The organism is Herbaspirillum sp. WGmk3, from assembly GCF_023952535.1.
GTDB classification, from domain to species: Bacteria; Pseudomonadota; Gammaproteobacteria; order Burkholderiales; family Burkholderiaceae_D; genus Herbaspirillum; species Herbaspirillum huttiense.
Genome location: NZ_JAKYWT010000002.1, coordinates 1,233,305 through 1,257,806 on the forward strand (window position 1 = coordinate 1,233,305; position 24,502 = coordinate 1,257,806).

24 protein-coding genes are annotated in these 24,502 nt (G+C 62.7%); 10 read left to right on the forward strand and 14 right to left on the reverse strand.

Features of this window, described 5'->3' with window-relative positions; translation table 11 throughout:
- Positions 1–29 precede the first annotated feature (29 nt).
- The 4 genes from MKD49_RS11465 to MKD49_RS11480 form a co-directional block, all read right to left on the reverse strand.
- Entirely contained in the window at positions 30–1,382 is a 1,353-nt protein-coding gene (locus tag MKD49_RS11465) for a GntP family permease (RefSeq protein ID WP_252696318.1), read from the reverse strand.
- A gap of 188 nt (positions 1,383–1,570) precedes the next feature.
- A complete protein-coding gene (locus tag MKD49_RS11470; protein WP_017450656.1) occupies positions 1,571–1,954 on the reverse strand; it encodes a RidA family protein in 384 nt (127 codons plus the stop codon).
- A gap of 111 nt (positions 1,955–2,065) precedes the next feature.
- Positions 2,066–3,556 (reverse strand): amidohydrolase family protein, encoded by a 1,491-nt coding sequence (locus MKD49_RS11475; RefSeq protein WP_252696319.1) that lies wholly within the window; start codon positions 3,554–3,556, stop codon positions 2,066–2,068.
- Between the two features lies 1 nt (position 3,557).
- A complete protein-coding gene (locus MKD49_RS11480) occupies positions 3,558–4,442 on the reverse strand; it encodes a MurR/RpiR family transcriptional regulator (RefSeq protein WP_039786740.1) in 885 nt (294 codons plus the stop codon).
- Positions 4,443–4,599: 157 nt separating this feature from the next.
- Between MKD49_RS11480 and MKD49_RS11485 the strand changes: the two genes are divergently transcribed.
- Together MKD49_RS11485 and MKD49_RS11490 are read left to right on the forward strand one after the other, a co-directional pair.
- On the forward strand, positions 4,600–5,892 hold the full coding sequence (locus MKD49_RS11485) for an amino acid deaminase (RefSeq protein ID WP_252696320.1): 1,293 nt from the start codon (positions 4,600–4,602) through the stop codon (positions 5,890–5,892).
- A gap of 35 nt (positions 5,893–5,927) precedes the next feature.
- Entirely contained in the window at positions 5,928–6,851 is a 924-nt protein-coding gene (locus MKD49_RS11490; protein WP_252696321.1) for a sugar kinase, read from the forward strand.
- A gap of 28 nt (positions 6,852–6,879) precedes the next feature.
- Here the strand turns inward: MKD49_RS11490 and MKD49_RS11495 are convergent, their stop codons facing one another.
- A complete protein-coding gene (locus tag MKD49_RS11495) occupies positions 6,880–8,211 on the reverse strand; it encodes a tetratricopeptide repeat protein (protein WP_252696322.1) in 1,332 nt (443 codons plus the stop codon).
- A gap of 130 nt (positions 8,212–8,341) precedes the next feature.
- The gene (locus tag MKD49_RS11500) at positions 8,342–9,844 is read right to left on the reverse strand and encodes a PLP-dependent aminotransferase family protein (RefSeq protein WP_371925465.1); all 1,503 of its coding nucleotides are present in this window, start codon (positions 9,842–9,844) and stop codon (positions 8,342–8,344) included.
- 202 nt (positions 9,845–10,046) lie between these two features.
- On the opposite strand from MKD49_RS11500, the gene MKD49_RS11505 reads away from it, so the two are divergent.
- From MKD49_RS11505 to MKD49_RS11515, 3 genes are all read left to right on the forward strand, one after another.
- Positions 10,047–10,400 carry a hypothetical protein gene (locus MKD49_RS11505; RefSeq protein WP_252696324.1) on the forward strand — a complete coding sequence of 118 codons (354 nt, stop codon included), beginning with the start codon at positions 10,047–10,049 and terminating at the stop codon, positions 10,398–10,400.
- Between the two features lie 179 nt (positions 10,401–10,579).
- Positions 10,580–12,079, forward strand: coding sequence for a sensor domain-containing diguanylate cyclase (locus tag MKD49_RS11510; protein WP_252696325.1), 1,500 nt, complete (start codon positions 10,580–10,582; stop codon positions 12,077–12,079).
- A gap of 4 nt (positions 12,080–12,083) precedes the next feature.
- Positions 12,084–12,794, forward strand: coding sequence for an alpha/beta fold hydrolase (locus MKD49_RS11515; RefSeq protein ID WP_252696326.1), 711 nt, complete (start codon positions 12,084–12,086; stop codon positions 12,792–12,794).
- 26 nt (positions 12,795–12,820) lie between these two features.
- Here the strand turns inward: MKD49_RS11515 and MKD49_RS11520 are convergent, their stop codons facing one another.
- The 8 genes from MKD49_RS11520 to MKD49_RS11555 all read right to left on the reverse strand — a co-directional run bounded on the left by MKD49_RS11520 (position 12,821) and on the right by MKD49_RS11555 (position 20,272).
- Positions 12,821–13,312 (reverse strand): hypothetical protein, encoded by a 492-nt coding sequence (locus MKD49_RS11520; RefSeq protein ID WP_252696327.1) that lies wholly within the window; start codon positions 13,310–13,312, stop codon positions 12,821–12,823.
- Between the two features lie 185 nt (positions 13,313–13,497).
- Complete coding sequence (pssA, locus tag MKD49_RS11525; protein WP_121039133.1) at positions 13,498–14,358, reverse strand: CDP-diacylglycerol--serine O-phosphatidyltransferase; 861 nt, start codon at positions 14,356–14,358, stop codon at positions 13,498–13,500.
- 118 nt (positions 14,359–14,476) lie between these two features.
- Entirely contained in the window at positions 14,477–15,121 is a 645-nt protein-coding gene (locus tag MKD49_RS11530; RefSeq protein ID WP_013233751.1) for a phosphatidylserine decarboxylase, read from the reverse strand.
- Positions 15,122–15,298: 177 nt separating this feature from the next.
- Entirely contained in the window at positions 15,299–15,829 is a 531-nt protein-coding gene (locus MKD49_RS11535) for a vesicle formation protein (RefSeq protein WP_121039130.1), read from the reverse strand.
- A gap of 121 nt (positions 15,830–15,950) precedes the next feature.
- Positions 15,951–16,745 carry an SIMPL domain-containing protein gene (locus MKD49_RS11540; RefSeq protein WP_252696328.1) on the reverse strand — a complete coding sequence of 265 codons (795 nt, stop codon included), beginning with the start codon at positions 16,743–16,745 and terminating at the stop codon, positions 15,951–15,953.
- Between the two features lie 221 nt (positions 16,746–16,966).
- Positions 16,967–17,983: a ketol-acid reductoisomerase gene (ilvC, locus tag MKD49_RS11545; protein WP_034334512.1), complete on the reverse strand. Its 1,017-nt coding sequence runs from the start codon at positions 17,981–17,983 to the stop codon at positions 16,967–16,969.
- Positions 17,984–18,060: 77 nt separating this feature from the next.
- A complete protein-coding gene (ilvN, locus tag MKD49_RS11550; RefSeq protein ID WP_008327594.1) occupies positions 18,061–18,552 on the reverse strand; it encodes an acetolactate synthase small subunit in 492 nt (163 codons plus the stop codon).
- A 1-nt stretch (position 18,553) separates the two neighbouring features.
- Positions 18,554–20,272, reverse strand: coding sequence for an acetolactate synthase 3 catalytic subunit (locus tag MKD49_RS11555; protein WP_121039121.1), 1,719 nt, complete (start codon positions 20,270–20,272; stop codon positions 18,554–18,556).
- Between the two features lie 544 nt (positions 20,273–20,816).
- Between MKD49_RS11555 and MKD49_RS11560 the strand changes: the two genes are divergently transcribed.
- From MKD49_RS11560 to MKD49_RS11580, 5 genes are all read left to right on the forward strand, one after another.
- Positions 20,817–21,395 (forward strand): RNA polymerase sigma factor, encoded by a 579-nt coding sequence (locus tag MKD49_RS11560; RefSeq protein ID WP_039786760.1) that lies wholly within the window; start codon positions 20,817–20,819, stop codon positions 21,393–21,395.
- Positions 21,392–21,799 (forward strand): DUF3619 family protein, encoded by a 408-nt coding sequence (locus tag MKD49_RS11565; RefSeq protein ID WP_121039118.1) that lies wholly within the window; start codon positions 21,392–21,394, stop codon positions 21,797–21,799. The genes MKD49_RS11560 and MKD49_RS11565 overlap by 4 nt, the downstream gene beginning before the upstream one ends.
- 4 nt (positions 21,800–21,803) lie before the next feature.
- Positions 21,804–22,676: a DUF3106 domain-containing protein gene (locus MKD49_RS11570; protein ID WP_121039115.1), complete on the forward strand. Its 873-nt coding sequence runs from the start codon at positions 21,804–21,806 to the stop codon at positions 22,674–22,676.
- Positions 22,677–22,936: 260 nt separating this feature from the next.
- Positions 22,937–23,461, forward strand: coding sequence for an RDD family protein (locus tag MKD49_RS11575; protein WP_252696329.1), 525 nt, complete (start codon positions 22,937–22,939; stop codon positions 23,459–23,461).
- Positions 23,462–23,557: 96 nt separating this feature from the next.
- Positions 23,558–24,487: a triacylglycerol lipase gene (locus tag MKD49_RS11580; protein WP_034334485.1), complete on the forward strand. Its 930-nt coding sequence runs from the start codon at positions 23,558–23,560 to the stop codon at positions 24,485–24,487.
- The last annotated feature ends 15 nt before the right edge of the window (positions 24,488–24,502 follow it).

Sequence of the window (24,502 nt, forward strand, 5' to 3'; positions counted from 1 at the left end):
TCTTTTTCAGCGCAAGCACTGCAGCGTACTTACACCACTGTCGCCAGCGCCAGCGTGAACAGCAGGGCCAGCACCGAGACCAGCGTTTCCATCACGGTCCAGGTCTTGAAGGTTTGCGGCACGGTCATGTTGAAGTATTCCTTGACCAGCCAGAAACCGCCGTCATTGACGTGCGACAGGATCAGCGAACCGGCACCGGTGGCCAGCACCATCAGCTCGGGACGCACGCCACCGACGGTGGAGACGATGGGCGCCACGATACCGCAGGCGGTCGTCATGGCCACCGTCGCCGAACCGGTCGCCACGCGGATCAGCGCGGCCACGAACCAGCCCAGGATCAGCGGCGACAGATGCGCATCGGTGGCGATGCCGACGATGGCCTTGGAGACGCCGCCATCCATCAGGATGCGGCCAAAGCCCGCACCCGCACCGACCACCAGCGTGATACCGGCGATGGGCGCCAGGCACTCGTTGGTGAATTTCAGGATCTGGTCGGCACCGAAACCACGGGCGCGGCCGAAGGTCCAGAAGCTCACCAGGGTGGCGATCAACAGCGCGATCACGGAGTTGCCGATCAGGCGCAGGAAATCATTGGCGAAGGTCTTGGGGGCGAAGAACAGGTCCGCCCAGCTGCCGATCAACATCAGCGCCACCGGCAACAGGATGGTGAAGAGCGTGATGCCGAAGCCCGGCAGTTCACGATCCTTCTTGCTCTCATCGACGAATTGCGAGATCAGCGGATTGTCCGGATTGGGAATCACCACCTTGGAGATCAGCTTGCCGAAGATCGGACCGGCGATGATGGCCGTAGGAATACCGACGATCAACGCATACAGGATGGTGCGGCCGATGTCGGCGCTGTAGGCGGTCACCGCCAGCAGCGCGGCCGGGTGCGGCGGGATCAGGCCGTGCACCACCGACAGACCAGCCACCATGGGAATGCCCACCAGCACCATATTGGTCCCGGTGCGCTTGGCGACGTTGAAGGCGATCGGCACCAGCAGCACGAAACCGACTTCGAAGAACACCGGCAAACCGACGATGAAAGCCACCGTCATCATGGCCCAGTGCACGTTCTTTTCACCGAAGGCCTTGATCATGGTGTTGGCGATGCGCTCGGCGCCGCCCGACTCGGCCATCATCTTGCCCAGCATCGTCCCCAGGCCCACCACCAGTGCGATGTGGCCCAGCGCATTGCCGACGCCAGTCTCGAAGGCCTTGACGATATTGCCCATGGGCATGCCCACGGCCAGGCCCAGCACCAGCGACACCACGATCAGCACGATGAACGGGTTCATCTTGAATTTGGCGATCAGCACGATCAACGCGATCACCGCTACCAGTGCATAGACCAGTAGCACACTTCCTTGTACAGCCTCCATCTGTTGCTCCTCTTCAGAAGGTAAAAGACACCGCCGGCGATACGACACCCCTGCCGGCAAATTGGTACTGCGAAATCGGAAAATCTTTTAAATCTTTTATATCGTTTATTCTTTTTGTTCTTCTTGTTCCGTCTTGCCCGGCAACGGGCAGTACAAGGCAGTTCCAGAACTGCCCTGCCCCTGCTGCATCAGCGCTTGAAGGCGACGCAATCGACCTCGACCTTGCAGTCCACCACCATGCTGGAGACCACGCAGGCACGGGCCGGCGGGTTGGCACCGAAGTATTCCTTGAAGACCTTGTTGAAGGAGGGGAAGTCGCGTGCATCATCGAGCCACACGCCACAGCGCACCACGTGCTCGGGGCCGTAGCCGGCTTCCTTCAGGATGGCCAGCACGTTCTGGATGGCCTTGTGCGACTGCGCCACGATGCCGCCGTCGATCACCTCGCCGTTTTCCATGGGCACCTGGCCCGACACGTACAGCCAGCCATCGGCGGCCACTGCGCGTGCGAACGGCAGATGCTGGCCACCGGTGCCGCTGCCACCTTCCACACCAAATCGTTGAATGCTCATTGCTGCTCCTTTACTGAACTTGGATTGAACTCGGATACGAATCTGAAAAATGAATCTGATAAGCGATTTGCAACTTGAAGTTGATAATCGCCCGCTGACGTTTTCTGCAACTCAGGCTGACGTTTTCTGCACCGTGCGCGCCAGGAAGCGTCCGGCACGTGCACTGGTGGATTGCTTGTCCTGGCCGCGATAGGCCAGCTGCCCGTTGACCCACACCGCCTCGATGCCATGCGCCGGCTGCATGGGATCAGTAAAGCTGGCGGCATCACGAATGGTCTCGGGATCGAACAGCACCAGGTCGGCGTGATAACCCTCGCGCACGAAACCGCGCTGTTCCAGGCCGAAGCGCTGGGCCGACAAACCCGTCATCTTGTGCACGGCGGCGGCCAGCGAAAACAGTTTCTGCTCGCGGCTGTAATAGCCCAGCACACGCGGGAAAGCCCCCCACAGGCGCGGATGCGGCAAGGGATCGTTGGGCAGGCCATCGGAACCGACCACCGTGGCCGGATGCGAGAGGATGCGATTGACGTCGTCATCCGACATGCAGTGATACACGGCCCCGGCAGGCATCAGGCGCGCGGCAGCGGCGTGCAGGTCCACGCCCCAGTCGGCGGCGATCTGCTTCAACATCTTGCCGCCCTGCTCCGGATGCGGCTCCGACCAGGTGACCTGGATGTCGTAATCGGCGGTGACCTGCTTCAGGTCCAGCGTGGACGAGCTGGCGGTGTAGGGATAGCAGTCGCAGCCCACATGCTGGTGGCGCGAGGCGGCTTCCAGTGCCTGCAGCACTTCACTGCTGCGGCCCCAGTTCTCCACGCCCGCGCACTTCAGGTGCGAGATCACCACCGGTACCCGTGCATGCTTGCCGATACGGAAGGCTTCCTCCATCGCATTGAGGATGTCGGCGAATTCGCTGCGCAGGTGTGTCGCATAGAGCCCGCCGAACTCGGCCAGCGGCTCGGCCAGGGCCAGCACTTCTTCCGTGGGGGCGTTGATGGCATTGCCGTAGGCCAGTCCCGTGGAAAGACCCAGCGCACCATGCTCCAGCGCCTCGCGCAATTGCGCGCGCATGCCGTCGATTTCCGCATCGCTGGCCGCACGATCGAGACGGTCCATGTGGTTGTAGCGCAAGGCCGTGTGACCGACCAGCGCAGCCACGTTGATGGCCGGCTGCGCGGCATTGACGGCCTCGACATAGCTGGCAAAGCTCGGATAGTGGAACGCCTCGGACTTGCCCAGCAGGTTCATCGGGTCCGGCGGATCACCCTTGAGCGTGACCGGTGCGGCACTGATGCCGCAGTTGCCGACCACCACCGTGGTCACGCCCTGCGACAGCTTGGGGAACATCTCCGGCGTGCGGATGACGTTGGTATCGTCATGCGTGTGCGCATCGATGAAGCCGGGCGAGAGCACGCGCGCGGTGCCGTCGATTTCCTGCTCGGCCTGCCAGCCCGCTAGCTGGCCGACGGCGACGATGCGGCCATTGCGCACGGCGACGTCGGCTTGGACCGGCTCGGCCCCGCTGCCATCGATGACAAGAGCGTGGCGGATCAGAATGTCGCAGTGCCGGGGGCTGCCCGACGATTGCTGCGTGGATGTCATGTCAGTCTCCCAGTGGCTGGTGCAAGTCGCCGCCGCCGCGATGGGCATCGAGCACGTACTTGAGGCGGCGCAGGCGTTCCTGGCTGCTTTCCTTGTGCAGCAAGGCCAGCTCCAGCACCAGCATGTCCAGCGTCGCCATCATGGCGTAGCGCGACGAGGACGGTTTGAAAATCAGGTCGGTTTCCAGCGTCTTGATGGGCAGCAGCACATCGGCCATCTTCGCAAGCGGCGATCCGAGGGCGGTGATGGCGATCAGCTTGACGCCGTATTCGCGCGCCACCTCGCAGCTGGCCAGCAGCTCGGGCACGCTGCCGGTGGTCGAGAAGACCAGCAGCACGTCGTCCTTGTCGAGGGTGGCCGCCACCATCTTCTGCAGCACCGCATCGTGATAGGTCGCCACCGGACGGCCCAGGCGCACCAGGCGATAGCGCGCCTCGTCGGACATCATGGTGGAGCCGCCGCCCATGCCGAAGCAGTAGATCATGCGCGCGCCCAGCAGCAGGTGCGCGGCTTGCATCAACATGTCGGGGTTGAGCATGGCACGGTTCAGTTCCAGCACCGCGTGGATGTCGCGGTAGACCACGTCGGCCAGTTCCGGCGGCTGCTCGGAGGGCACCGTCTTGGCACCATCGAAGAAGCGCTGCCCCACCGCCACCGCCTGGGCCAGCAGGAACTTGAATTCGCGTACGTCGCGGCAGCCCATGGCTTTGGCAAAGCGGGTCACGCTGGCCACCGAGACGCCCGCCTTCCCGGCCAGCTCGCCGATGCTGGCGCTGGCAGCCGCGGCCAGATCGCCCAGGATCGCTTCAGCCACTTTCTGTTCAGCCAGGCGCAAGGTACTGCTGCGCTCGGTGATGCGGGAAATGATGTCCAATGTCTGCGCCATGGGAAGGAAAATTCAGTCTGCGGGAATGGGCGGGCCATGCAACCAGCGACCCCGGAAGGTGCCGCGCAAACAATTTATGTTATTTACTAACACGGCGTAAACATAGTAAATTCAAGGCTATTATTACGTCAATCCTAATTTCACAGGAATTAAAGCGATGAGTGATACAAACTACCAAAGCCAGTTTCAGGCCGGCATGATCGACCCGCTCAACAAGGGCCTGGGTGCGCTGGCGCAACCCCTCACCCCGCAACAGGCGGGCAAGGTGCGCTGGAACCTGCTCAATGAAGACATCAGCCTGCCGGCCGCGGTGTTGTATGAAGAAAAGATCGCCCACAACCTGAAGTGGATGCAGGACTTCGTCGGCCAGTACCAGGTCAAGCTGGCCCCGCACGGCAAGACCACCATGGCCCCCAAGCTCTTCGCACGCCAGCTCGACACCGGCGCCTGGGGCATCACCCTGGCCACCGCCCACCAGACCCTGGCCGCCTATCACCACGGCGTGCGCCGCGTCATCATGGCCAACCAGCTGGTGGGCAAGCGCAACATGACCATCATTGCCGAGCTGCTGGCCGATCCCTCGTTTGAATTCTTCTGCCTGGTCGATTCGGCTGCGCTGGCCGATCAGCTGGGCCGCTTCTTCGCCGAGCGCAAGCAGAACCTGAACGTCCTGCTGGAACTGGGCCCCGCAGGCGGCCGCACCGGCGTGCGTGACGACACGCAACAGCAGGCGGTGCTGGCCGCCATTGCGCGCTGGGACAGCCTGGCTCTGGCGGGTGTGGAGGTCTATGAAGGTGTGCTCAAGGAAGAGGCCGACATCCGCCGTTTCCTGCAGCGCGCGGTGGCCTGCCTGAAGGATCTTTCCGCGCAAGGCCAACTGGCACGCCGCCTGGCGCAGGGCCCGGCGATCCTGACCGGGGCCGGTTCGGCCTGGTACGACGTGGTCGCCGAGGAATTCGGCCAGGCCGACATCGGTGCCGCGCTGGACGTGGTGCTGCGTCCGGGCTGCTATCTCACCCATGACGTGGGCATCTATCGTGCCGCGCAATCGCAGATCCAGGTCCGCAATCCGGTGGCGCACAGCATGCGCAGCCAGCTGCAGCCGGCGCTGCAGCTGTGGGCGTACGTGCAATCCATCCCCGAGGCCGACAAGGCCATCATCGCCCTGGGCAAGCGCGATGCCGCTTTCGATGCCGGCCTGCCGGCCCCGGTCACGCGCTTCCGCCCGGGCCAGGATACCCAGCCGCAAGCCACCCCGGCGCACTGGGAAGTGACCGGCATGATGGACCAGCACGCCTACCTGAAAATTGCCGAGGGCGATGATATCCAGGTCGGCGACATGATCGCCTTCGATATTTCCCACCCCTGCCTGACCTTCGACAAGTGGCGTCACCTGGTCGTCGTGGACCAGCGTTTCGATGTGACCGACATCGTGCAGACCTTCTTCTGATCGATGCCCGGGAAAGAAGAGCGAAAGAACAGCACATGAACAAACCCATCCTCGCCTACGGCGAAGCCATGGTCGAATTCAACCAGCGCATCGACACGCCGCGCCAGTACCTGCAAGGTTTTGGCGGCGACACCTCCAACTTCGCCATCGCGGCAGCCCGCCAGGGTGCCGCGTCGGGCTATGTCAGCGCCGTGGGGGACGACCACTTCGGCCAGGACCTGCTGGCGCTATGGCAGCGCGAGCAGGTCGACGTACAGCACGTGGCGGTGCAAGCCAATGGCAGTACCGGCCTGTACTTCGTCACGCACGACGATCAGGGACATCACTTCCACTATCGCCGCGCCGGCTCGGAAGCCAGCCGCTACACCGTGGGCGACTTGCCTTTGCAAGCCATCGCCGCAGCGGGTGCCCTGCACCTGTCAGGCATCAGCCTGGCCATCAGCGAGAGTGCCTGCGACGCCGGCCTGGCTGCGATGGCGCATGCGCGCGCCGCTGGCGTAACCACCTCGCTCGATACCAACCTGCGGCTGCGTTTATGGCCGCTGGAACGCGCACAGGCGAAAATGGCCGAGGCCTTCCGCCTGTGCGATGTCTGCCTGCCGAGCTGGGAAGATGTATCTATGCTGACCGGACTCAATGACCGGGACGCCATCGTCGATCACCTGCTGGATTACGGTGTGAAGCTGGTGGCCTTCAAGCTGGGCCATGAAGGCTGCTATGTAGCTACCCGCCAGGAGCGCCGCATGGTCTCGCCCTATCCGGTGCAGGCGCTGGATGCGACGGGTGCGGGGGACTGTTTTGGCGGGGCCTTCATGGCCGAGCTGATGGCCGGGCGCGATCCCTTCGCGGCGGCACGCTATGCCAACGTCGCGGCCGCCCTCTCCACCACCGGCTACGGCGCAGTGGACCCCATCCCCCGGCGGGAGCAGGTGGAAGCGGCGCTCAAGGCCGCAGTCTGACCGATGCCGTCCCTCGTGGCGCGTCGCTTCACTGCCGGCGCGCCACGAACAGCATGCCGGCCACTGGCTGGCGCACTTCCTCGCGCAATACTTCATCACGCTGATGCAGCGGCTCCATGCCCTGTGCCTGCAGCAACGTGCGCACATAATCGCGGCCATGGCGGTAGCGTCCGCTGGCATGCAGCCGATGGCCTTGCTCCACCCCGTCCTGGGGCGTGAGCACCTCCACCGTGAAGACGAAGTACCCGCCCGGTTTCAAGACAGCAGCAACCGCCTTGAACACATTCTCCAGATCCCCGAAATAGATCATCGTATCCGCCGCCGTGACCAGGTCGCAGCTTTGCGGATGACGCAGGAGGTAGTCGGTGATCTCGGCCTTTTCCAGTTGATCGTAGTGGCCGGTGGCCGCGGCCTTTTCCAGCATCTTGCCGGCCAGGTCCACGCCGGCCAGATGCTGCGAATAAGGCCGCAAATAGGTCCCGCACAGCCCGGTCCCGCAACCGATGTCGATGGTGGCAAACTGGCGCGCCGCCTGCGTGACCAGGGCCACGCCCTGCCCGATCAGGCTGGGGCCACGATAGCCGAGGCTGTGCAGCAGATTGGTTTCAAACGTCTCGGCGTAGCGGTCGAAGTGCGATTCGAGGTAACGATCCGAGGCGCGCGTGGGCACATCCAACTGCGAGCAGGCGGCCAGCATGTGGGCCGCAATCGGATTGTCGGGTTCGCTGGCCAGCCAGGCGCGATAGGCTTCTGCGGCTTCTTCCAGGCGGCCGAGGAAGTAGAAGGAAATGCCGACCATCTCCCAGGACTTGCCCTCCATCGGCGGTAACACGTAGGCGCGGCACTGGTAGTGCGAAGCCTGCATCTTGTCGCCGGCAGCCTCGAAGAGATTGCCCAGGTGCAGCAGCGCCGGCAGGAATTCGGGGGCGATCTCCACCGCGCGCTGGAAGGCGGTAATGGCCTCCTCATTGCGGCCCTGCTGCATGTGCGTGGCCCCCAGGTTGTTCCAGATCGTGTGATCTGCGGGCGCGGCTTCCAGCGCCGCACCATACGCCTGCGCAGCACCGTCCAGCTCGCCCAGCGCAAACAGGACATTGCCCAGGTCGTTGTGCCAGGCGGCATTTTCGGGTTCCAGCGCACTGGAGAGCTCCAGCTTGTCCAGCGCCTCGGCATGGCGTCCGGCCTGGTGCAGCCAGATGCCGTAGAAGTGCAAGGCGACCGGCTCGATGGGATCGTCTTCCAGCACGGCTTCGTAGATGGCGCGGGCTTCTTCCCGGCGGCCCGCCATGTGGGCATCGATGGCCGCGTTCAGGCGGACTGCGTGCGGTGGCTGGATCTGCGTAGTCTGCGGCTCAGGCATGAACGGCTCCCCTCGTAAAGCGCATGGAGGCACCGGACGAAAAGTCCGGCGCTCTTTACATTGTCTTTACAAGTCTGCAGCAGACTGCCCTTTCGGGCAATGCCTGATTCTCCTGAAAGCTTGCCAAGCTCTACAAGAAAGCCAGGCTGTGCCCGATGCTGCCCAGGCGGCGCAGGGCCTGGTCGAGTTCGCGGGTGAAGGGATGGCCGCAGCAGATGCGCAGGAAGTGACCGTAGCGGTTGGAATTGGAGAAGATGGCCCCCGGCGATACCCCCACGCCCTCCAGCAGCGCCCGCTCGAACAACTGCTGCGAGCAGACCTGCGCCGGCAGCTCCACCCACAGCCCGACGCCACCATTGGGCACATTCAGGCGCGTACCTTCCGGGAAATAGGCTGCGATCGACTCCGCCATGCGTTCGCGCTGTTCCTTGAGCAACTGGCGCAGCCGGCGCAGATGGCGGTCATAGGCGGGGCTGGCGATGAAGTCGGCGGCGGTGACCTGGGTCCATTCCTCATTGGCGCGGGTGTGGGTGAACTTGAGCATCTTGACCCGCTCATGCCAGCGCCCACCATTCATCCAGCCCAGCCGCATGCCGGGGGCCAGCACCTTGTTGAGCGACGCGCAATAGATCACATTGCCGCTGCGGTCGCGGCTCTTGAGGCTGGAGGGCGGCACGTTGCCGTCGGCCAGCTCGGTATAGGCGTCGTCTTCGATCAGGGGCAGGCGCAATTCTTCACACAGGCGTACCAGCTTGTCCTTGTGCTCGTCGGGCATGATGCAGCCCAGCGGATTCTGCAGATTGGGCACCACCACCACGCCCTTGATGTTGCCGTAGGTGCGCACGGCCAGTTCCAGCGCTTCTACCGAGATGCCGGTGTGCGGGCTGGTCGGAATTTCCAGCGCCTTCATGCCGAGGTTTTCCAGTGCCTGCAGCAGGCCGAAGTAGGTCGGCGACTCCACCGCGATCGTGTCGCCCGGCCCCGCCACCGCGCGCAGGGCCAGGTTGAGCGCCTCGATGCAGCCGTGGGTGACGACCACTTCTTCATGATCGATGCGCATGCCGTGATGCAATGCGCGCCGCGCCACCGCCTGGCGGAAGGTGGCATTGCCGTTGTGCGGCATGGCGCTGGTGAGCAGTTCGGGGCGCTCGCGCAGGGCCCGCATGGCGGCCTGCTTCAGGGTTTCCACCGCATAGAGCTCGGGCGCACAGGTCATCCCGGAGAGGTCGATGCGGGGCGCGCCGCTCTGGCGCAGGGCGATGTACTTGGAGACCTTTTCGTGGATGCCCGCATATTGCTCGGGATCGATGGCCATCAGGCTCTTGGGCTCCTGCACCGGCCGGATCGCCGAGCGGCGCGGCTGGCGCACGAAGTAGCCGGAACGCGGACGCGCTTCCAGCCAGCCGCCCTCTTCCATATGGCGCAGCGTCTGCAAGGACGTCGACAAACTCACCTGGTGCTGGCGCATCAGGTCGCGCACCGAGGGCATGCGGTCGCCGGCCACCAGGGTGCCGGACTGGATGGCTCCTTGATAATGCTCGGCCAGACGACGGTACAGGGGCTGGCGTCCGTTGTCGGGGGCGGCGGCAAGGGCGGCCGATGCAGTGGCCGGCGGCGGTGCCGCGGGCTTCATGTCGGGTAGGTGCGGGCGGGTATCCATAACAGTCATCATCTTCGTGAGGACGAAACCAGAACAGATACAGAGTAGGCGAAAAGCAGGGGTAACAGAACAAAAAGCTGCAGCCTGTTACGCAGCAGAGTGAATTTTCCTGTGCCTGTTGTCGCCGCGCCGCCCTCCCTAGACTGCAGGCTGGCCCATCTACAAGGAGAACACCATGCCCGCACCGCTGACCGCCCGCACCACCACCCAGGTCCTGCCACTGGCCGCCGGCCAGCATCTGCAACTCTGGCTGCCGGCCGGCAGCCAGCTGCTGTGCCAGGCGCCGCAAGTGCGCGTGACCGAATCGGCGCAATGGCAGGCGGACCGTCTGGTGAGCCGCCAGACCCGGCTGAGCGACGGAGAAAGGATGGTGCTGGCGCACGAGGGCTGGATCGGTGTGCTGGCCACGCACGAGGGTGAACTGCTGTGCCTGCGTCCGATAGCGCAGGCATGGTATGCGCCCTTGGTGGTCTGGCTGCGCACGCTGCGGAGCGGGCGGACCGCGCCGGAATGGGGTCCTGGCCATTGAGCAATCAGGCCACGGGCCATCGGATGGATTGATGAAAATTAACTTTTAGTTAACAATTTCGCATCATTCGCGCTTTTCGAGCAATAAAATTGCGCAAAACGGGGTGAACGGGCGATGGAAGAGCTGCAGGAGTTTCCGTAAAAATATTACACTTCATCATCAGCAAAAGATGAAGTGTCATGCAGAACGAATCCTCCTTCGCCCGCTCCGTTCCGGCTTCCATCCCGGCCCTTTCCGAACAAGAGACCTTCGACCTCACGCCCGTTTCCTTATGGAAAGAGGACTACAGTGGCCTGAAGCGCCTGTTCGACCAGTGGCGCGCCGACGGCGTGACCGACCTGCGCAGCTATCTGACCGTGGACCCCAGCCGCGCCCAGGCCTGTGCCATGCAGATCCGCGTGGTCGACGTCAACCGGCGCACCCTGGAATGGTATGAAGCGCGCGACCTGGCGCACCTGGTGGCCAACCTGGACAAGATCTTCCGGGATGACATGCTCGACACCTTCATCGATGAGATGGTGCAGCTGTGGAATGGCGGCACTACCTTCTCCAGCTATACCGTCAACTACACCCTGGGCGGCAAGCGGCTGGACATCCAGCTCTCCGGGCGCATCATGCCCGGCAGCGAAGAGAGCTGGGATTACGTGCTGCTGGCCATCGAGAACGTCACCGAGCGCGAGACGGCCCGCAAGAAGCTCTCCCGCAGCGAAAACTACGCGCGCGGCCTCTTCGAATATTCACCCATTTCCTTGTGGGTGGAAGATTTCAGCGCGGTCAAGCGCCTCTTCGACGACCTGCACCGCATCGGCATCACCGATTTCCGCACCTTCACGGATGTGCATCCGGAATTCGTGGAGCGCTGCATGCAGGAAATCCGCGTCATCGATGTGAACCTGCAGACACTGTCCATGTTCGGTGCCCCGGACAAGGCCACCCTGCTCTCGCGTTTGTCCGACGTGTTCCGCGACGACATGCGTCCGCATTTCAACGAACAGTTGATCGAGCTGTGGAACGGCAACCTGCTGCACCACCGTGAGGTAGTGAACTACTCGCTGACCGGTGAAACCCTTCACGTCCATCTGCAGTTTTCTGTCTTCCCCGGACACGAAAACAACTGGGACCTGGTGCTGGTGGCGCTCACCGACATCACCGCCCGCAAAAAGGCCGAAGCCTATCTGGAATTCCTCGGCAAGCACGATGAACTGACCAAGCTGCACAACCGCGCCTACATGGTCGACGAACTCAACCGCCTGGAGCGCAAGGGTCCCTTCCCGGTCAGCGTGATCGTGGCTGACCTCAATGGCCTGAAGGAAGTCAACGACGAGCTGGGCCACGCCACCGGCGACGCCCTGCTGCGCCGCGTGGGGGAAGTGCTGGGCAAGGCGGTGGAACGCCCTTGCAGCGTGGCGCGGACCGGCGGTGACGAATTCGCCATCCTGCTGCCGGCCACCGACGAGCGTGGCTGCCAGTTGCTGATGGACCAGATCCAGAAACTGGTCGAAGTGAACAATCAGTACTATTCGGGCGTCTCGTTGAGCCTGTCGATGGGCGCGGCTACCGGCGTTCCCGGCGAGCGTCTGGAGCAGGTGGTGCAGCGGGCCGACAGCCTGATGTATGAAGCCAAACGCCATTATTACGCCAGCACGCCAGGCCTCGAACGCCGTCATCCGGACGACTGAAAACGTGTCCGCGCGCTATCCCTGCCCGCGTGAAGAACTGGCCCTGGCGGCGGGCGCGGAAACGCTGGCGGCCGATATTCTGCGCAGCGCGCCCGGCCAGCCCGTCCATACACTGGTGCTGCACGGGGCCGGGCAAGGGGATCGGCAGCGCCAATGGCCACTGCGGCAGGCCCTTGCCGCACGAGGCTGCGGCAGTGCCGCCATCGATTTTTCCGGCCATGGGCAAAGCAGTGCCCTGCTGCCCAATTCCCTGTCCAAACGTCTGGACGAAGCACAAGCCGCGCTGGACCGCCTCACCGTCTCGCCGCGCACCGTCGTGGGCGTGAGCATGAGCGGCGAAATCGCCCTGCGCCTGGCCTGCCGGGCGCAGAACCAGATCACCCATGTCGTCACGCTGGTCGGTGCGCTCTATGATGGTGCCGCCTTCATGTTGCCTTTCGGGCCGGCCTTCAGCGCGGCCTTGCGGCGCCCGCACAGCTGGCGGGATGCCGAAGTGCTGCAGATGATCCGTGCTTATCGCGGACGGCTCACCCTGATCCGCGCCAGCGAGGATGCCGTCATCCCGGCCGAGATCGCCGAGCTGATCCGCCAGCACGCCAGCTCTGCCAGCGACTGCCGCATCGTCGACCTGCCGGGCGTGGATCATCGCGTCAGCGAACGCAGCGCGCAGGATGCCGCGCTATGCGCACAGCTGGCCGCACTCATCACCGACTGAACTGCCAGGAATAAAGGGACGCCGCCTCAGGCCATGGTCGAGATCAGGCCGCCGACCACGTTCTGGTTGACGATGTCCTCGACGATGGAACCAGTCAGATCAGGCTGGGATTTGAGCAGCAGGGAGAGCTGCGAACTGAGCCCCTCGCCGGCGAACACGCCTGAGCCATCATAGATGCCCGAAGTGGCCCCCGGCGTGACGATGCTGCCCAGCACCCCCTGGTAATAGCTCTGGGTGGCCTGGTTCTGGGTGAGATCGGTGGAGGTGCCGGCCGACGAACCGGCATTGACGATGGAATCAAACAGCCCCGCCGCATTGTAGGTGAGGCCGGAATTGGCGGAGGACCCGCCGCCCAGAGTCACAATCACCGAGGCCTCCGACGACAGCTCGACCGCCTGCGCTACGGCCGCAGGATTGCTGGCTGCAGTCACCGGATTGGAAGTGCCGCTGCTGCCCAGGCCGTAGGGATCCAGGCTGCCGAGCGTGGTCAAGGTGGAGGTGGAGGATGTGATCGCCATGTTCATACCATCAACGCGCGATATGCAGCAACGCGCTTACCATGGGATTCTAGGAAACTCTGCCCCGCTCGGCAAGGCAGACGTGACGGCGCTGACCGGCCGATGCCCGGCGCAATGCAAAACACCCGGCCGGGGCCGGGTGTTTCTTGCCCTGCGGGAAGATGCTCCGTCAGGCTTAACGGGCATCAGTGCGGCAGATCGCCATGCTCATCCTTGGTCTGCACGATACTGACCGGCTTGCCCTTGATGCGGCGCCAGATGTAGACGCCATAGCCGGACAGGCCATACAGCACGAACAGCCCGAACAGCACCTTGGACGGATCGCTGGAAATGAGCACCAGCGCCACCACCACCAGCAGTGCCGCAATGAAGGGCACCGGCTTGCGGAAGTTGACATCCTTGAAGCTGTAGAACGGCACATTGGTGACCATGGTGATGCCGGCGTAGAGGGTGATGACCCAGCCATACCAGCTCAGGTCAGTACCGGCAAAACGCAGGTCATCCATCAGCCAGACGAAGCCGGCCACCAAGGCCGCTGCCGCCGGGCTGGGCAGGCCCTGGAAGTAGCGCTTGTCGACCACGGCGATGTTGGTATTGAAGCGGGCCAGGCGCAATGCACCGCCCGCGCAATACACGAAGGCTGCCAGCCAGCCCAGCTTGCCCATGCCGCGCAGCGACCATTCATAGACCACCAGCGCCGGCGCGGCACCGAAGGAAACCATGTCGGAGAGGCTGTCGTACTGGGCGCCGAATTCGCTTTGCGTATTGGTCATGCGGGCCACGCGGCCATCCAGGCTGTCGAGCACCATGGCCACGAAGATGGCGATGGAGGCGTAGTCGAACTTCAGGTTCATGGCCATCACGATGGCGTAGAAACCGCAGAAGAGCGCGGCCGTGGTGAAGGCATTGGGCAACAGGTAGATGCCGCGCGAGCGCCGCCGTGCCACTACCTGCCCGGCCTCGTCCAGTTGCGCAGCCTTGGGGCGGCGCAGCGATTTCGGGAAGGGAATGCCGGCTTTGGCCTTGCGTCGTCGTAATGTGGGCATCGATGTCTATCAGTGAGGAGGACGGAAATCGCAGCACGCAGTCTGCGCCGGGGCCTCATCCGTGACGCCGCTGCAAGCACAGGCTGGCGCGCGGCACGGTGAGGCCTTCAGGGTGTGATCAGAGTTCGGCCAGAATGGTTTCGGTGGCCGAGACCTTTTCACCGACGGTGACCTTGGGAGTGGCCGTCAGCGGCAGGTAGACGTCCACACGCGAACCGAAGCGGATGAAACCATAGCGCTGGCCACGGGCCAGGGTATCACCGGCCTTCACATAGCACAGGATGCGGCGCGCGATCAGGCCGGCCACCTGCACGCAGGTCACGCTGTGACCACTGGTAGTGGTGATGGCCAGGGCATTGCGCTCGTTTTCCAGCGAGGCCTTGTCGAGGTCGGCATTGACGAACTTGCCGGGGAAGTACTGCACCTTCTCGATCTTGCCATCCACCGGGGCACGGTTGGAGTGGACGTTGAAGACGTTCATGAAAACGCTGATCTTCAGGGCTTCGCGGTCGGTGTAGGGATCATGGGCGCGGGCCACGACGACGATACGGCCATCGGCCGGGGACAGCACGGCATTGGCGGCTTGCGGGATCACGCGCGGCGGATCGCGGAAGAACTGCAGGACGAACAGCGCGATGATCCACAGCGGGAAGGACCAGGCGCCGCAGAAATAGGTTGCCAGCGCTGCCACGACCACGGCGATGGTCAGGAAGGGCCAGCCTTCACGGGCGATGATGGGATGGGGATAGTGGTTATTGTTCAATGTTGCTCCAATGATCGCGCGGTACTCGCGGAAAGTTCAAAAGTAAAAGCGTGCCTATTCTAGTCCAGCGCCCGTTAAATGCAATGAAATGCGCCGCCATCCGGCCGGTGGCGGTGCATCTCGGGGCATCCAGGACAATTTTTCGAGAACCGGGCCCGGGCATTGCCCGGCACCGGCTCAGCGCGGCTGCGGGCGGGAGAAACTCAGCTTGAGTTCATTGCGCGCCAGCCCGCGCGGACCGGTCAGTTGCATCTGTCCGATCAGGATCGTCACTTCGGCATCGGCATAGTCCAGGCCGGTGACTTCGGTGATCTGGCGCAGGTCGCCCTGGCGGCGTTCCTGCGGCTCGTCGGCGATGATGCCTGGCGGCTCCTTGGCCAGCGGTGCACAAGCTTTCACATCGTTGACCAGGCGCTGGTAGGCACGTCCCATGTCCGCTGGCGTCGAATAGCGCCAGATGCAGGTATAGACCGAGGAATTGTCGGCAATGGCGCAGCTCTCGGCACCATCGAGCATGAAGTTGGAGAGATAGACAGGGCCGCGCTTGTCGCCCTTCATGACGGCATCGGGGCCGTCTTTCTTCCAGCCGTCGAAGTGCGATTGCGACTGCTGGTGGATGGCACGCAGGTCGGCACAGATGTCGGCATGCGCCGTGCTGGCCACCAGTGCGGTGAAGAGTGGCAGCAGCAGCTTGGTGATGGTCCGCATGATGAGATGATCTTCTTGAAACGGAAAGGGAGGCCGATTATAGCCTCCCTTCCCTGCCGACCCGAGCGGGTTGACGATTCTTGATATGAACTGTCCGGCGCGAACAGTCCGGTATGTTCGCTTACTTGAAGCGCACCTTGCCCACCAGGCGCATGCTCACGGTGGATTCACCAGGCTCGAAGCTGGGCTCGGCCACCGTCGTGCTTTCCTGGACCATGTCGGCACGCATGGCCTTGGCCATCATCGGGGCGGGAGGCGGCGCGGCATAGTTGCCCGAGCCTTCGAAGTCCACGGTTTCAATCACGGCATCCGACGGGGCGCGATGCATGGCATTGGCGATGAAGCCGATGCGCTCTTCCAGGTTGCGGTAGGTGGCGTTGACCAGCGTGGCATCCAGCTTCTTGGCGGCCGCCGGGCTCAGGCCGAATTGCAGGCCGTTCAGGCTCATCAGGGCCTGGGCCGAAGAGACGGTTTTGGGCAGCGCGGCCAGGTTCTCGGTGGTCATCTCCAGATACTGGCCGACGCGCCATCCCACGACTTGCCGTGCCTTGGCTGGCTGGCGGGGCTGTTGCGACGTGACTTGCGGCGGTTCGGCATAGACCGCATAGGTGTAATAGCCGTAGCTCTTCAACGCCGCTTGCGGGTCCTGGCGCTTGAGCAGGTCAATGCCCTGCTTCATCTTCTGGTTCACGCGGGAGGCGGCAGCGGCCTTGTCCTTGTCCTGTTCTTCGACTTGCAGGGTGACGCGTGCCTGGTCATTCGGCACGCTGATCTCGCCATTGGCCGGCACCACGACCATGGTGCCGGTGGTCGGGACCGGGGCCGTCGCGCTCATGGCGGTCTGCGCCTGAGATTGTGCAGCGATACAGGCGGTGGCCAGGACGGCACCCAGCATCAGTTTGCGGGAAGGTGTCATAAGGGATCCTCTTTATTCTTGGTCGGTGACGGGGTGATGATAGCTTCATATCGAAAGCATCAACCCTGCATTTCGACGACCGCCGTCACGGAATGGTTCTTGGCCAAGTGCAACAAGGCGTAACACAATGACAATTCCATCACCCTTCCCTGGCCCACGGACCAAAAAAAACGCCACGGCGAACCGTGGCGTTTTTCTCGATTGCAGCTTGTAGCGGCAGATCAGTTCTTGGTCTGGTCGACCAGCTTGTTGGCCTTGATCCAGGGCATCATGGCGCGCAGCTTCTCGCCCACGATTTCGATCTGGTGTTCGGCGTTGATACGACGACGCGACATCAGGGTCGGAGCACCGGCCTTGTTCTCCAGGATGAAGCTCTTGGCGTATTCGCCGGTCTGGATGTCTTCCAGGACCTTCTTCATGGCAGCCTTGCTCTCGGCGTTGATCACGCGCGGGCCGGTCACGTACTCGCCGTATTCGGCGTTGTTGGAGATCGAGTAGTTCATGTTGGCGATGCCGCCTTCATAGATCAGGTCGACGATCAGCTTGAGTTCGTGCAGGCACTCGAAGTAGGCCATTTCCGGCGCGTAGCCAGCTTCCACCAGGGTTTCGAAACCGGCCTTGATCAGTTCCACGGTACCGCCGCACAGCACGGCTTGTTCGCCGAACAGGTCGGTTTCGGTTTCTTCGCGGAAGTTGGTTTCGATGATGCCGGCACGGCCGCCGCCGTTGGCGGTGGCGTACGACAGGGCCAGATCACGGGCCGAGCCGGACTTGTCCTGGTGCACGGCGATCAGGTGCGGCACGCCGCCACCCTGGCTGTAGGTCGAACGCACGGTGTGGCCGGGGGCCTTGGGGGCGATCATGATGATGTCCAGGTCAGCGCGCGGCACGACTTGGCCATAGTGGATGTTGAAGCCGTGCGCGAAGGCCACGGTCGCGCCTTGCTTGGCGAAGGGAGCGACGTTTTCTGCATAGACCTGGCCGATGTTTTCGTCCGGCAGCAGGATCATGATGACGTCGGCATCCTTGACCGCGTCGTTGACTTCGGCGACCTTCAGGCCAGCCTGCTCAGCCTTGTTCCACGAAGCGCCACCCTTGCGCAGGCCGACGGTCACCTTGACGCCGGAATCCTTCAGGTTCAGGGCGTGGGCGTGGCCTTGCGAACCGTAACCGATGATGGTCACGTTCTTGTTCTTGATCAGGGACAGGTCTGCGTCTTTGTCGTAGAAAACTTTCATGATTTTTTCCTATGTTCCGAGTAACTCGAATTTGAATGTATGTATGTGTGTGTGATGCGTACTGCTGGCGCGGTCGATCAGATCTTCAGGATCCGTTCGCCGCGGCCGATGCCGGAGCCGCCGGTACGGACCGTTTCCAGGATCGCGGTGCGATCCAGGGCGTCGATGAAGGCGTCCAGCTTGCTCTTGGCGCCGGTCAGCTCGATCGTGTAGGTCTTCTCGGTGACGTCGATGATGCGGCCGCGGAAGATATCCGCAGTGCGCTTCATCTCTTCCCGTTCCTTGCCCACTGCGCGCACCTTGATCAGCATCAGTTCGCGCTCGATGTGCGCGCCTTCGGTCAGATCGACGACCTTCACCACCTCGATCAGGCGGTTCAGGTGTTTGGTGATCTGTTCGATCACATCATCCGAACCCGAGGTCACGATGGTCATGCGCGACAGGGTCGAATCTTCGGTGGGTGCAACGGTGAGCGTTTCGATGTTGTAGCCGCGTGCGGAGAACAGGCCCACGACACGGGACAATGCGCCGGCTTCGTTTTCCAGCAGCACAGAAATGATATGGCGCATGTTAGAGATCCTCCGAACCCAGCAACATTTCAGTCAAACCCTTGCCCGCCTTGACCATCGGCCAGACGTTCTCGGTTTGATCCGTGATGAAGTTCATGAAGACCAGCCTGTCCTTCATGGCGAAGGCTTCGCGCAGCGCGCCGTCGACATCGCCCGGTTTCTCGATTTTCATGCCGACGTGGCCATAGGACTCCGCCAGCTTGTTGAAGTCCGGCAGCGAATCCATGTAGGACTCGGAATAGCGCGAACCATAGTCGATCTGCTGCCACTGGCGCACCATGCCCAGGAAGCGGTTGTTCAGGAGAATGATCTTGGGCGTCAGGTGATACTGCTTGCAGGTCGCCAACTCCTGGATGCACATCTGGATCGAGGCTTCGCCGGTAATGCAGGCGACCGTCGCATCGGGGTTGGCCATCTGCACGCCCATGGCGTACGGCAGGCCCACGCCCATGGTACCCAGGCCACCGGAATTGATCCAGCGGCGCGGCTTGTCGAAACCGTAGTACTGCGCGGCCCACATCTGGTGCTGGCCGACGTCGGAGGTGATGAAGGCATCGCCCTTGGTCACTTCCCACACCTTCTGCACCACGGATTGCGGCTTGATGAATTCGTCGGAGGTAGCGAACTTCAGGCAGTCACGCTTGCGCCATTCGTTGATCTGCTTCCACCAGGCATCCAGCGCCGCGCCGTTCTGACGGGTCTCGGCCGCATCCAGCTGCGAGAGCAGTTCCTGCAGCACGTCCTTGACGTTGCCAACGATAGGGATGTCGACCTTGACACGCTTGGAAATCGACGAGGGGTCGATATCGATATGAATGATCTTGCGGGCATTCGAGGCGAAGTGCTTCGGGTTGCCGATCACGCGGTCATCGAAGCGCGCGCCGATGGCGATCAACACGTCGCAGTGCTGCATGGCCATGTTGGCTTCGTAGGTACCGTGCATGCCGGGCATGCCGACGAACTTGTCGCTGGACGAACGATACGCGCCCAGGCCCATGAGCGTGTTGGTACAGGGATAGCCCAGGCGATCGACCAGCTTGTTCAGCTCGGGCGAGGCATTGGCCAGGATGATGCCGCCGCCGGTATAGATCATCGGACGCTCGGCCGACAGCAGCAGCTGCAGCGCCTTGCGGATCTGGCCAGAGTGGCCCTTGTCGACCGGCTTGTAGGAACGCATTTCCACCGCCTTCGGATACTCGTAGGCGCAGGTATGCATGGTGATGTCCTTCGGGATATCGACCAGAACCGGGCCGGGACGGCCGGTGGTGGCGATAAAGAAGGCTTTCTTGACGGTCTCCGCCAGGTCCTTCACATCCTTCACGAGGAAGTTGTGCTTGACGCAGGGGCGGGTGATACCGACGGTGTCGCACTCCTGGAACGCGTCCTGGCCGATGGCGGTCGACGGCACCTGGCCGGAGATCACCACCATGGGAATCGAGTCCATGTAGGCCGTGGCCAGGCCGGTGACCGCATTGGTCACGCCGGGGCCGGAGGTCACGATGGCCACGCCGACCTTCTGCGAGCTGCGCGAATACGCATCAGCGGCATGCACGGCGGCCTGTTCGTGACGAACCAGGATGTGCTGGAATTTGTCTTGCTTGAAGATTGCGTCGTAGATATAGAGGACGGCGCCACCAGGATAGCCGAAGACGTGTTCAACACCCTCTTCAGCGAGGCAACGGACGAGTATGTCCGCGCCGGTGAGTTGCTCAGCACTCATGCTGCTTCCTTTCAAGGTCCATTGGAAATTGATCGGATGTTCTCTCCTGACGGAATCGCATTCGTCGTCTTGCCGGCAGCATCCCTTTATTGTGCGGTCACGCCGTTTCTGCGCTCCAACCGTAGTGGAGTTTGAAACGCCGCTCAACGCGACTCGTTCAGCCTTGGTACAAATCGACTTCTACAGATTCCTCGCGCTTGTGGCACGGGTTAGAACAAACAAGCTTTAAACCTATAAAGCGTTTCCTCGAACCGGCACGACCTTATGTGAAGCACCGGCAAGGAACAAAAACGCCCCAGATGTGGGAGGCGGGAAACAGGACAGTAATGCGTTGCATCATTTTGGTCAAGCGAATTCCTGTGAAATCGTTGCCAATACTCGCGTTCGCTGGGGCCGCCGAGGATAAACTTCAGGACAAAGAGGACCATTTTTGCTAGCATTCGGTCTGCTTTTTGACGATTTCTTGCATTTTTCGCATCTACGCCGGCCAGGATGCAGGTTTTTAACTGATCTGACCGGTGACCCATCCGGCACACCGTATTGCATGGCAACTGACAAAGAACTCTCCGATTTTCTTGAAAGTGTCGAACGCCGCGCCTTCAAACAGGCGGTGTATGCCGTGCGCAAAGATGAAGCCGCGTTGGACATCGTTCAGGATGCAATGATCAAGCTGGCCGAGAAATACGGCGACAAGCCTGTCGATGAACTGCCGATGCTGTTCCAGCGCATCCTGCAGAACACCATTCATGATTTCTTCCGCCGCGAAAAGGTGCGCAATACCTGGGTGAGCCTGTTCTCCAGCTTCGGGGGCAATGGCGGCGACGGCGAGGGCGGCGACGATTTCGACCTGCTGGAAAGCCTGGAATCGGAAGACGGCTCCCAGGCTGCCGAATCCAGCGCAGACAAGGTCGAGCGCGAGCAGACGCTGAACCTGATCGACGCCGAAATACAAAAGCTGCCAACGCGTCAACGGGAAGCATTCCTGATGCGTTACTGGCAGGACATGGACGTGGCGGAAACAGCCGCCGCCATGGGTTGCTCCGAAGGTAGCGTCAAAACCCATTGCTCCCGCGCAACGCACGCGCTGGCTCAAGCTCTCAGAGCCAAAGGAATCTCATTATGAACAACAAGGAAATGCAATTCGCCTACAAGGTGAAGCTGGCGCTTGACGCCAATCTTGACAACCTGTCCGACGACACCTTGCAAAGCCTGTCGGCCGCGCGTCGCGTGGCCTTGGCGCGCAAGAAACAGGCCCCGATCCACAAGCGCGTGGAACAGCAGGCGCTGGCCGGCGCCTTCGGTGGCGCCATGATGTCGCCCGAGAAACCGTCGTGGTGGAGCCGCCTGGGCGTGGCGGCACCGCTGCTGGTGGGCATCATCCTGTTCGCCGGCATCTATCAGCATGAAAACGCCAAGCGCGTGAGCTACCTGGCCGACATCGACGCGGCCGTGCTGTCCGACGAGCTGCCACTGTCGGCGTATCTGGATCATGGTTTCAACGCTTTCCTGGCTGAAAAGGGACAATAAGACGATGCACAAGACCACCGGCACTCCTTTGAAGGCTTCCGTCCGCCTCTCGCGCATAGCGCTGGCGCTGGCGGTGCTGGCCGGTGGATTGAGCTGCGCCTGGACCGTGGCGCAGAACGCGCCCTCCACTGCAGCGGCACCGTCGGCCACGCCCGCCACACCTGCACCAGCCGCCAGCCCTGCCGCAACGGCACCAGTGGCCGGCACACCCGGAACAGCTGCAGCACCTGCCGCACCGGCCGCCACCCATGCCAGCAAATCCGCCGGCAGGTCCATAGCACGCAAGCCCGAGAACAAGCTGGCCTGGGCCAATCTCTCGCCCGCCCAGCATCAGGCGCTGGAACCGCTGACCGGCGAATGGCCGCGCATGAGCGAACTGCAGAAAGAAAAATGGCTGGAAATCGGCAAGCGCTACGCCAAGATGAAGCCGGAAGAACAGCAGCGCCTGCATGAACGCATGCGCGACTGGGTCAAGCTGACCCCGGCCGAACGCAGTGCCGCCCGCACCAATTACGCCCGCGCCAAGAAGCTGGATGCGGAAGAAAAGCACGAGCAATGGACCAAGTACCAGCAACTTTCTGAAGAGCAGAAAAAGAAACTGGCCGAGTCCAAGTTGCCCAAGCGCGTGGCCAAGCTGCCGACCTCGCCGTCGGCCGCCGCACCGACCATCCAACTGCCCACCGAGGCGCTGGATCGCTCTCTGCCCGTGACACCTGCTCAGGTCCCGGCTCCGGCGGTAGCTCCCGCGCCGTCTCAGGTGCCTGGTTCGCAAGCCACGCCAGTGCCTGCGATTGCACCGACTGCGGCGCTGCCCACGACCGTGGCCGTCAGCGCTGCGGTGACTCCTGTGGCAAGCACCGCCAGCGACGGCAAGTAAGCCTACCTCTTCCGCTCCGCCTCCTCCGCCAGATTGATTGAAACCGCCCCCTTGGGGCGGTTCGCGTTTCCACCCTCGTCAAGACCGTGCGTGAAGCCGCAAAGGCATACCTCCCCTGCCACGCAGGCTTGCCCCTTGCTCTGCCTCAAGCCTTCACATAGGCAAGCGCGCCTGATTGCATTACCATCTGCCGGCCACAGCGTGCACGGTGTGCGCTGCTTCTTCACTCCACCCTAGCCAGAACGGAACAAACAGGAACCATGCCGGAATTCACCACGCCCTCCCTGCGCCGCCGCATGAGCAGCATGCTGTACGAATCCATGCTGCTGTTTGGCGTACTGTTCATGTCGGGCTGGCTGTTTTCCACGCTGCTGCAGCAGCGTCATGCCCTGTATCTGCGCCATGCGCTGGAAGGCTGGCTGTTCCTGGTTCTGGCGATCTATTTCGTCTGGTTCTGGACCCATGGTGGCCAGACCCTGGCGATGAAGACCTGGCGTTTCCGCGTGGTCGACCGCGACGGCCAGCCCTTGCGGCTGGGACGCGCGCTGTTGCGCTTCGTGCTGGCCTGGCTGTGGATCCTGCCAGGACTGGCCCTGGCCTCGCTGGCAAGGGGCCAGGCCTGGTTGCTGGTGCTGATCCCCGCCGCCAACCTGCTGTTATGGGCCATGACGTCGCGCCTGGATGCGCAAGGACAATTCCTGCACGACCGCCTGGCCGGCACCCGCCTGGTCGACATCACGGCTCAGCCGAAGGCCACCGGCAGCACGGCCGAGGCCAAGTCATGAAGCGGACATGAGCACCTCGCCGCGCTCTGTTATGCTCTCGGGCGAACGCATGCAGCCGCATGCTCCTGGACCTGATCGCCTCCGACCGACGCCCGCATGATTTCACGCATCTCCAGAACCCTGCTCCTCATCCAGTTCGGCATTGCGATCCTGTTCTACTTCCTGCTGCGGCATTTCGACTGGCCCATCCTGGCCGCAGCTGCCGGCGGCGTGCTGATCGTCTTGCTGCTACGCGCCCAGATCACTGCCAACAGCTTCTTCCTGACCTGGCCCTATCGCGGCCGCACCTCCAACCCGGTGACCATCACCTGGCTGCAGATCGCCACCCTGTTCCTGCGCGAATTCCGCGCCACCATGCTGTGTTCCTCGTGGGGCATGCCCTTCCTGCGCTTCGACCAGTTCAGCTATCCCGACACCACCTCGCTGCCGGTGCTGCTCATCCACGGCTACGGCTGCAACAGCGGCTACTGGCGCTGGCTGAGCCTGGAGCTGCGCGAAGCTCACATCACCCACTATGCGCTGGACATGGAACCGGTGTTCGGCAGCATCGATGAATACGCCCCGCTGGTGCATGCCGCCGTCCAGCGCGTGCTGGCCGAGACCGGACAAAAGAAGATCGTCATCGTCGCCCACAGCATGGGTGGCCTGGCCGCGCGCGCCTACCTGCGCGACCACGGCTGCGACAGCGTGGCCCGCGTGATCACCCTGGGCTCGCCGCACCATGGCACGGCCATTGCCAACTTCGGCATTGGCATCAACTGCGGTGAAATGAACTGGCTGGGCCGTTATGAAGAAGGACGCAGCAGCGAATGGCTGCAGAAGCTCGCGGCCACCGAAGAAGCCGATGCACTGGGCCACATCGTGTCGATCTATTCCCACCACGACAACATCGTGTCGCCGCAGACCTCAGCGCATCTGGAGGGTGCCTGGAACATCCCGGTCATCGGCATTGGCCACGTGGCGCTGGCACTGGAACCGTCCATTCACAAGATGGTGATCGAACTGATCCACAACGCCCGCGACTGACGCAGGCGCTCGCGG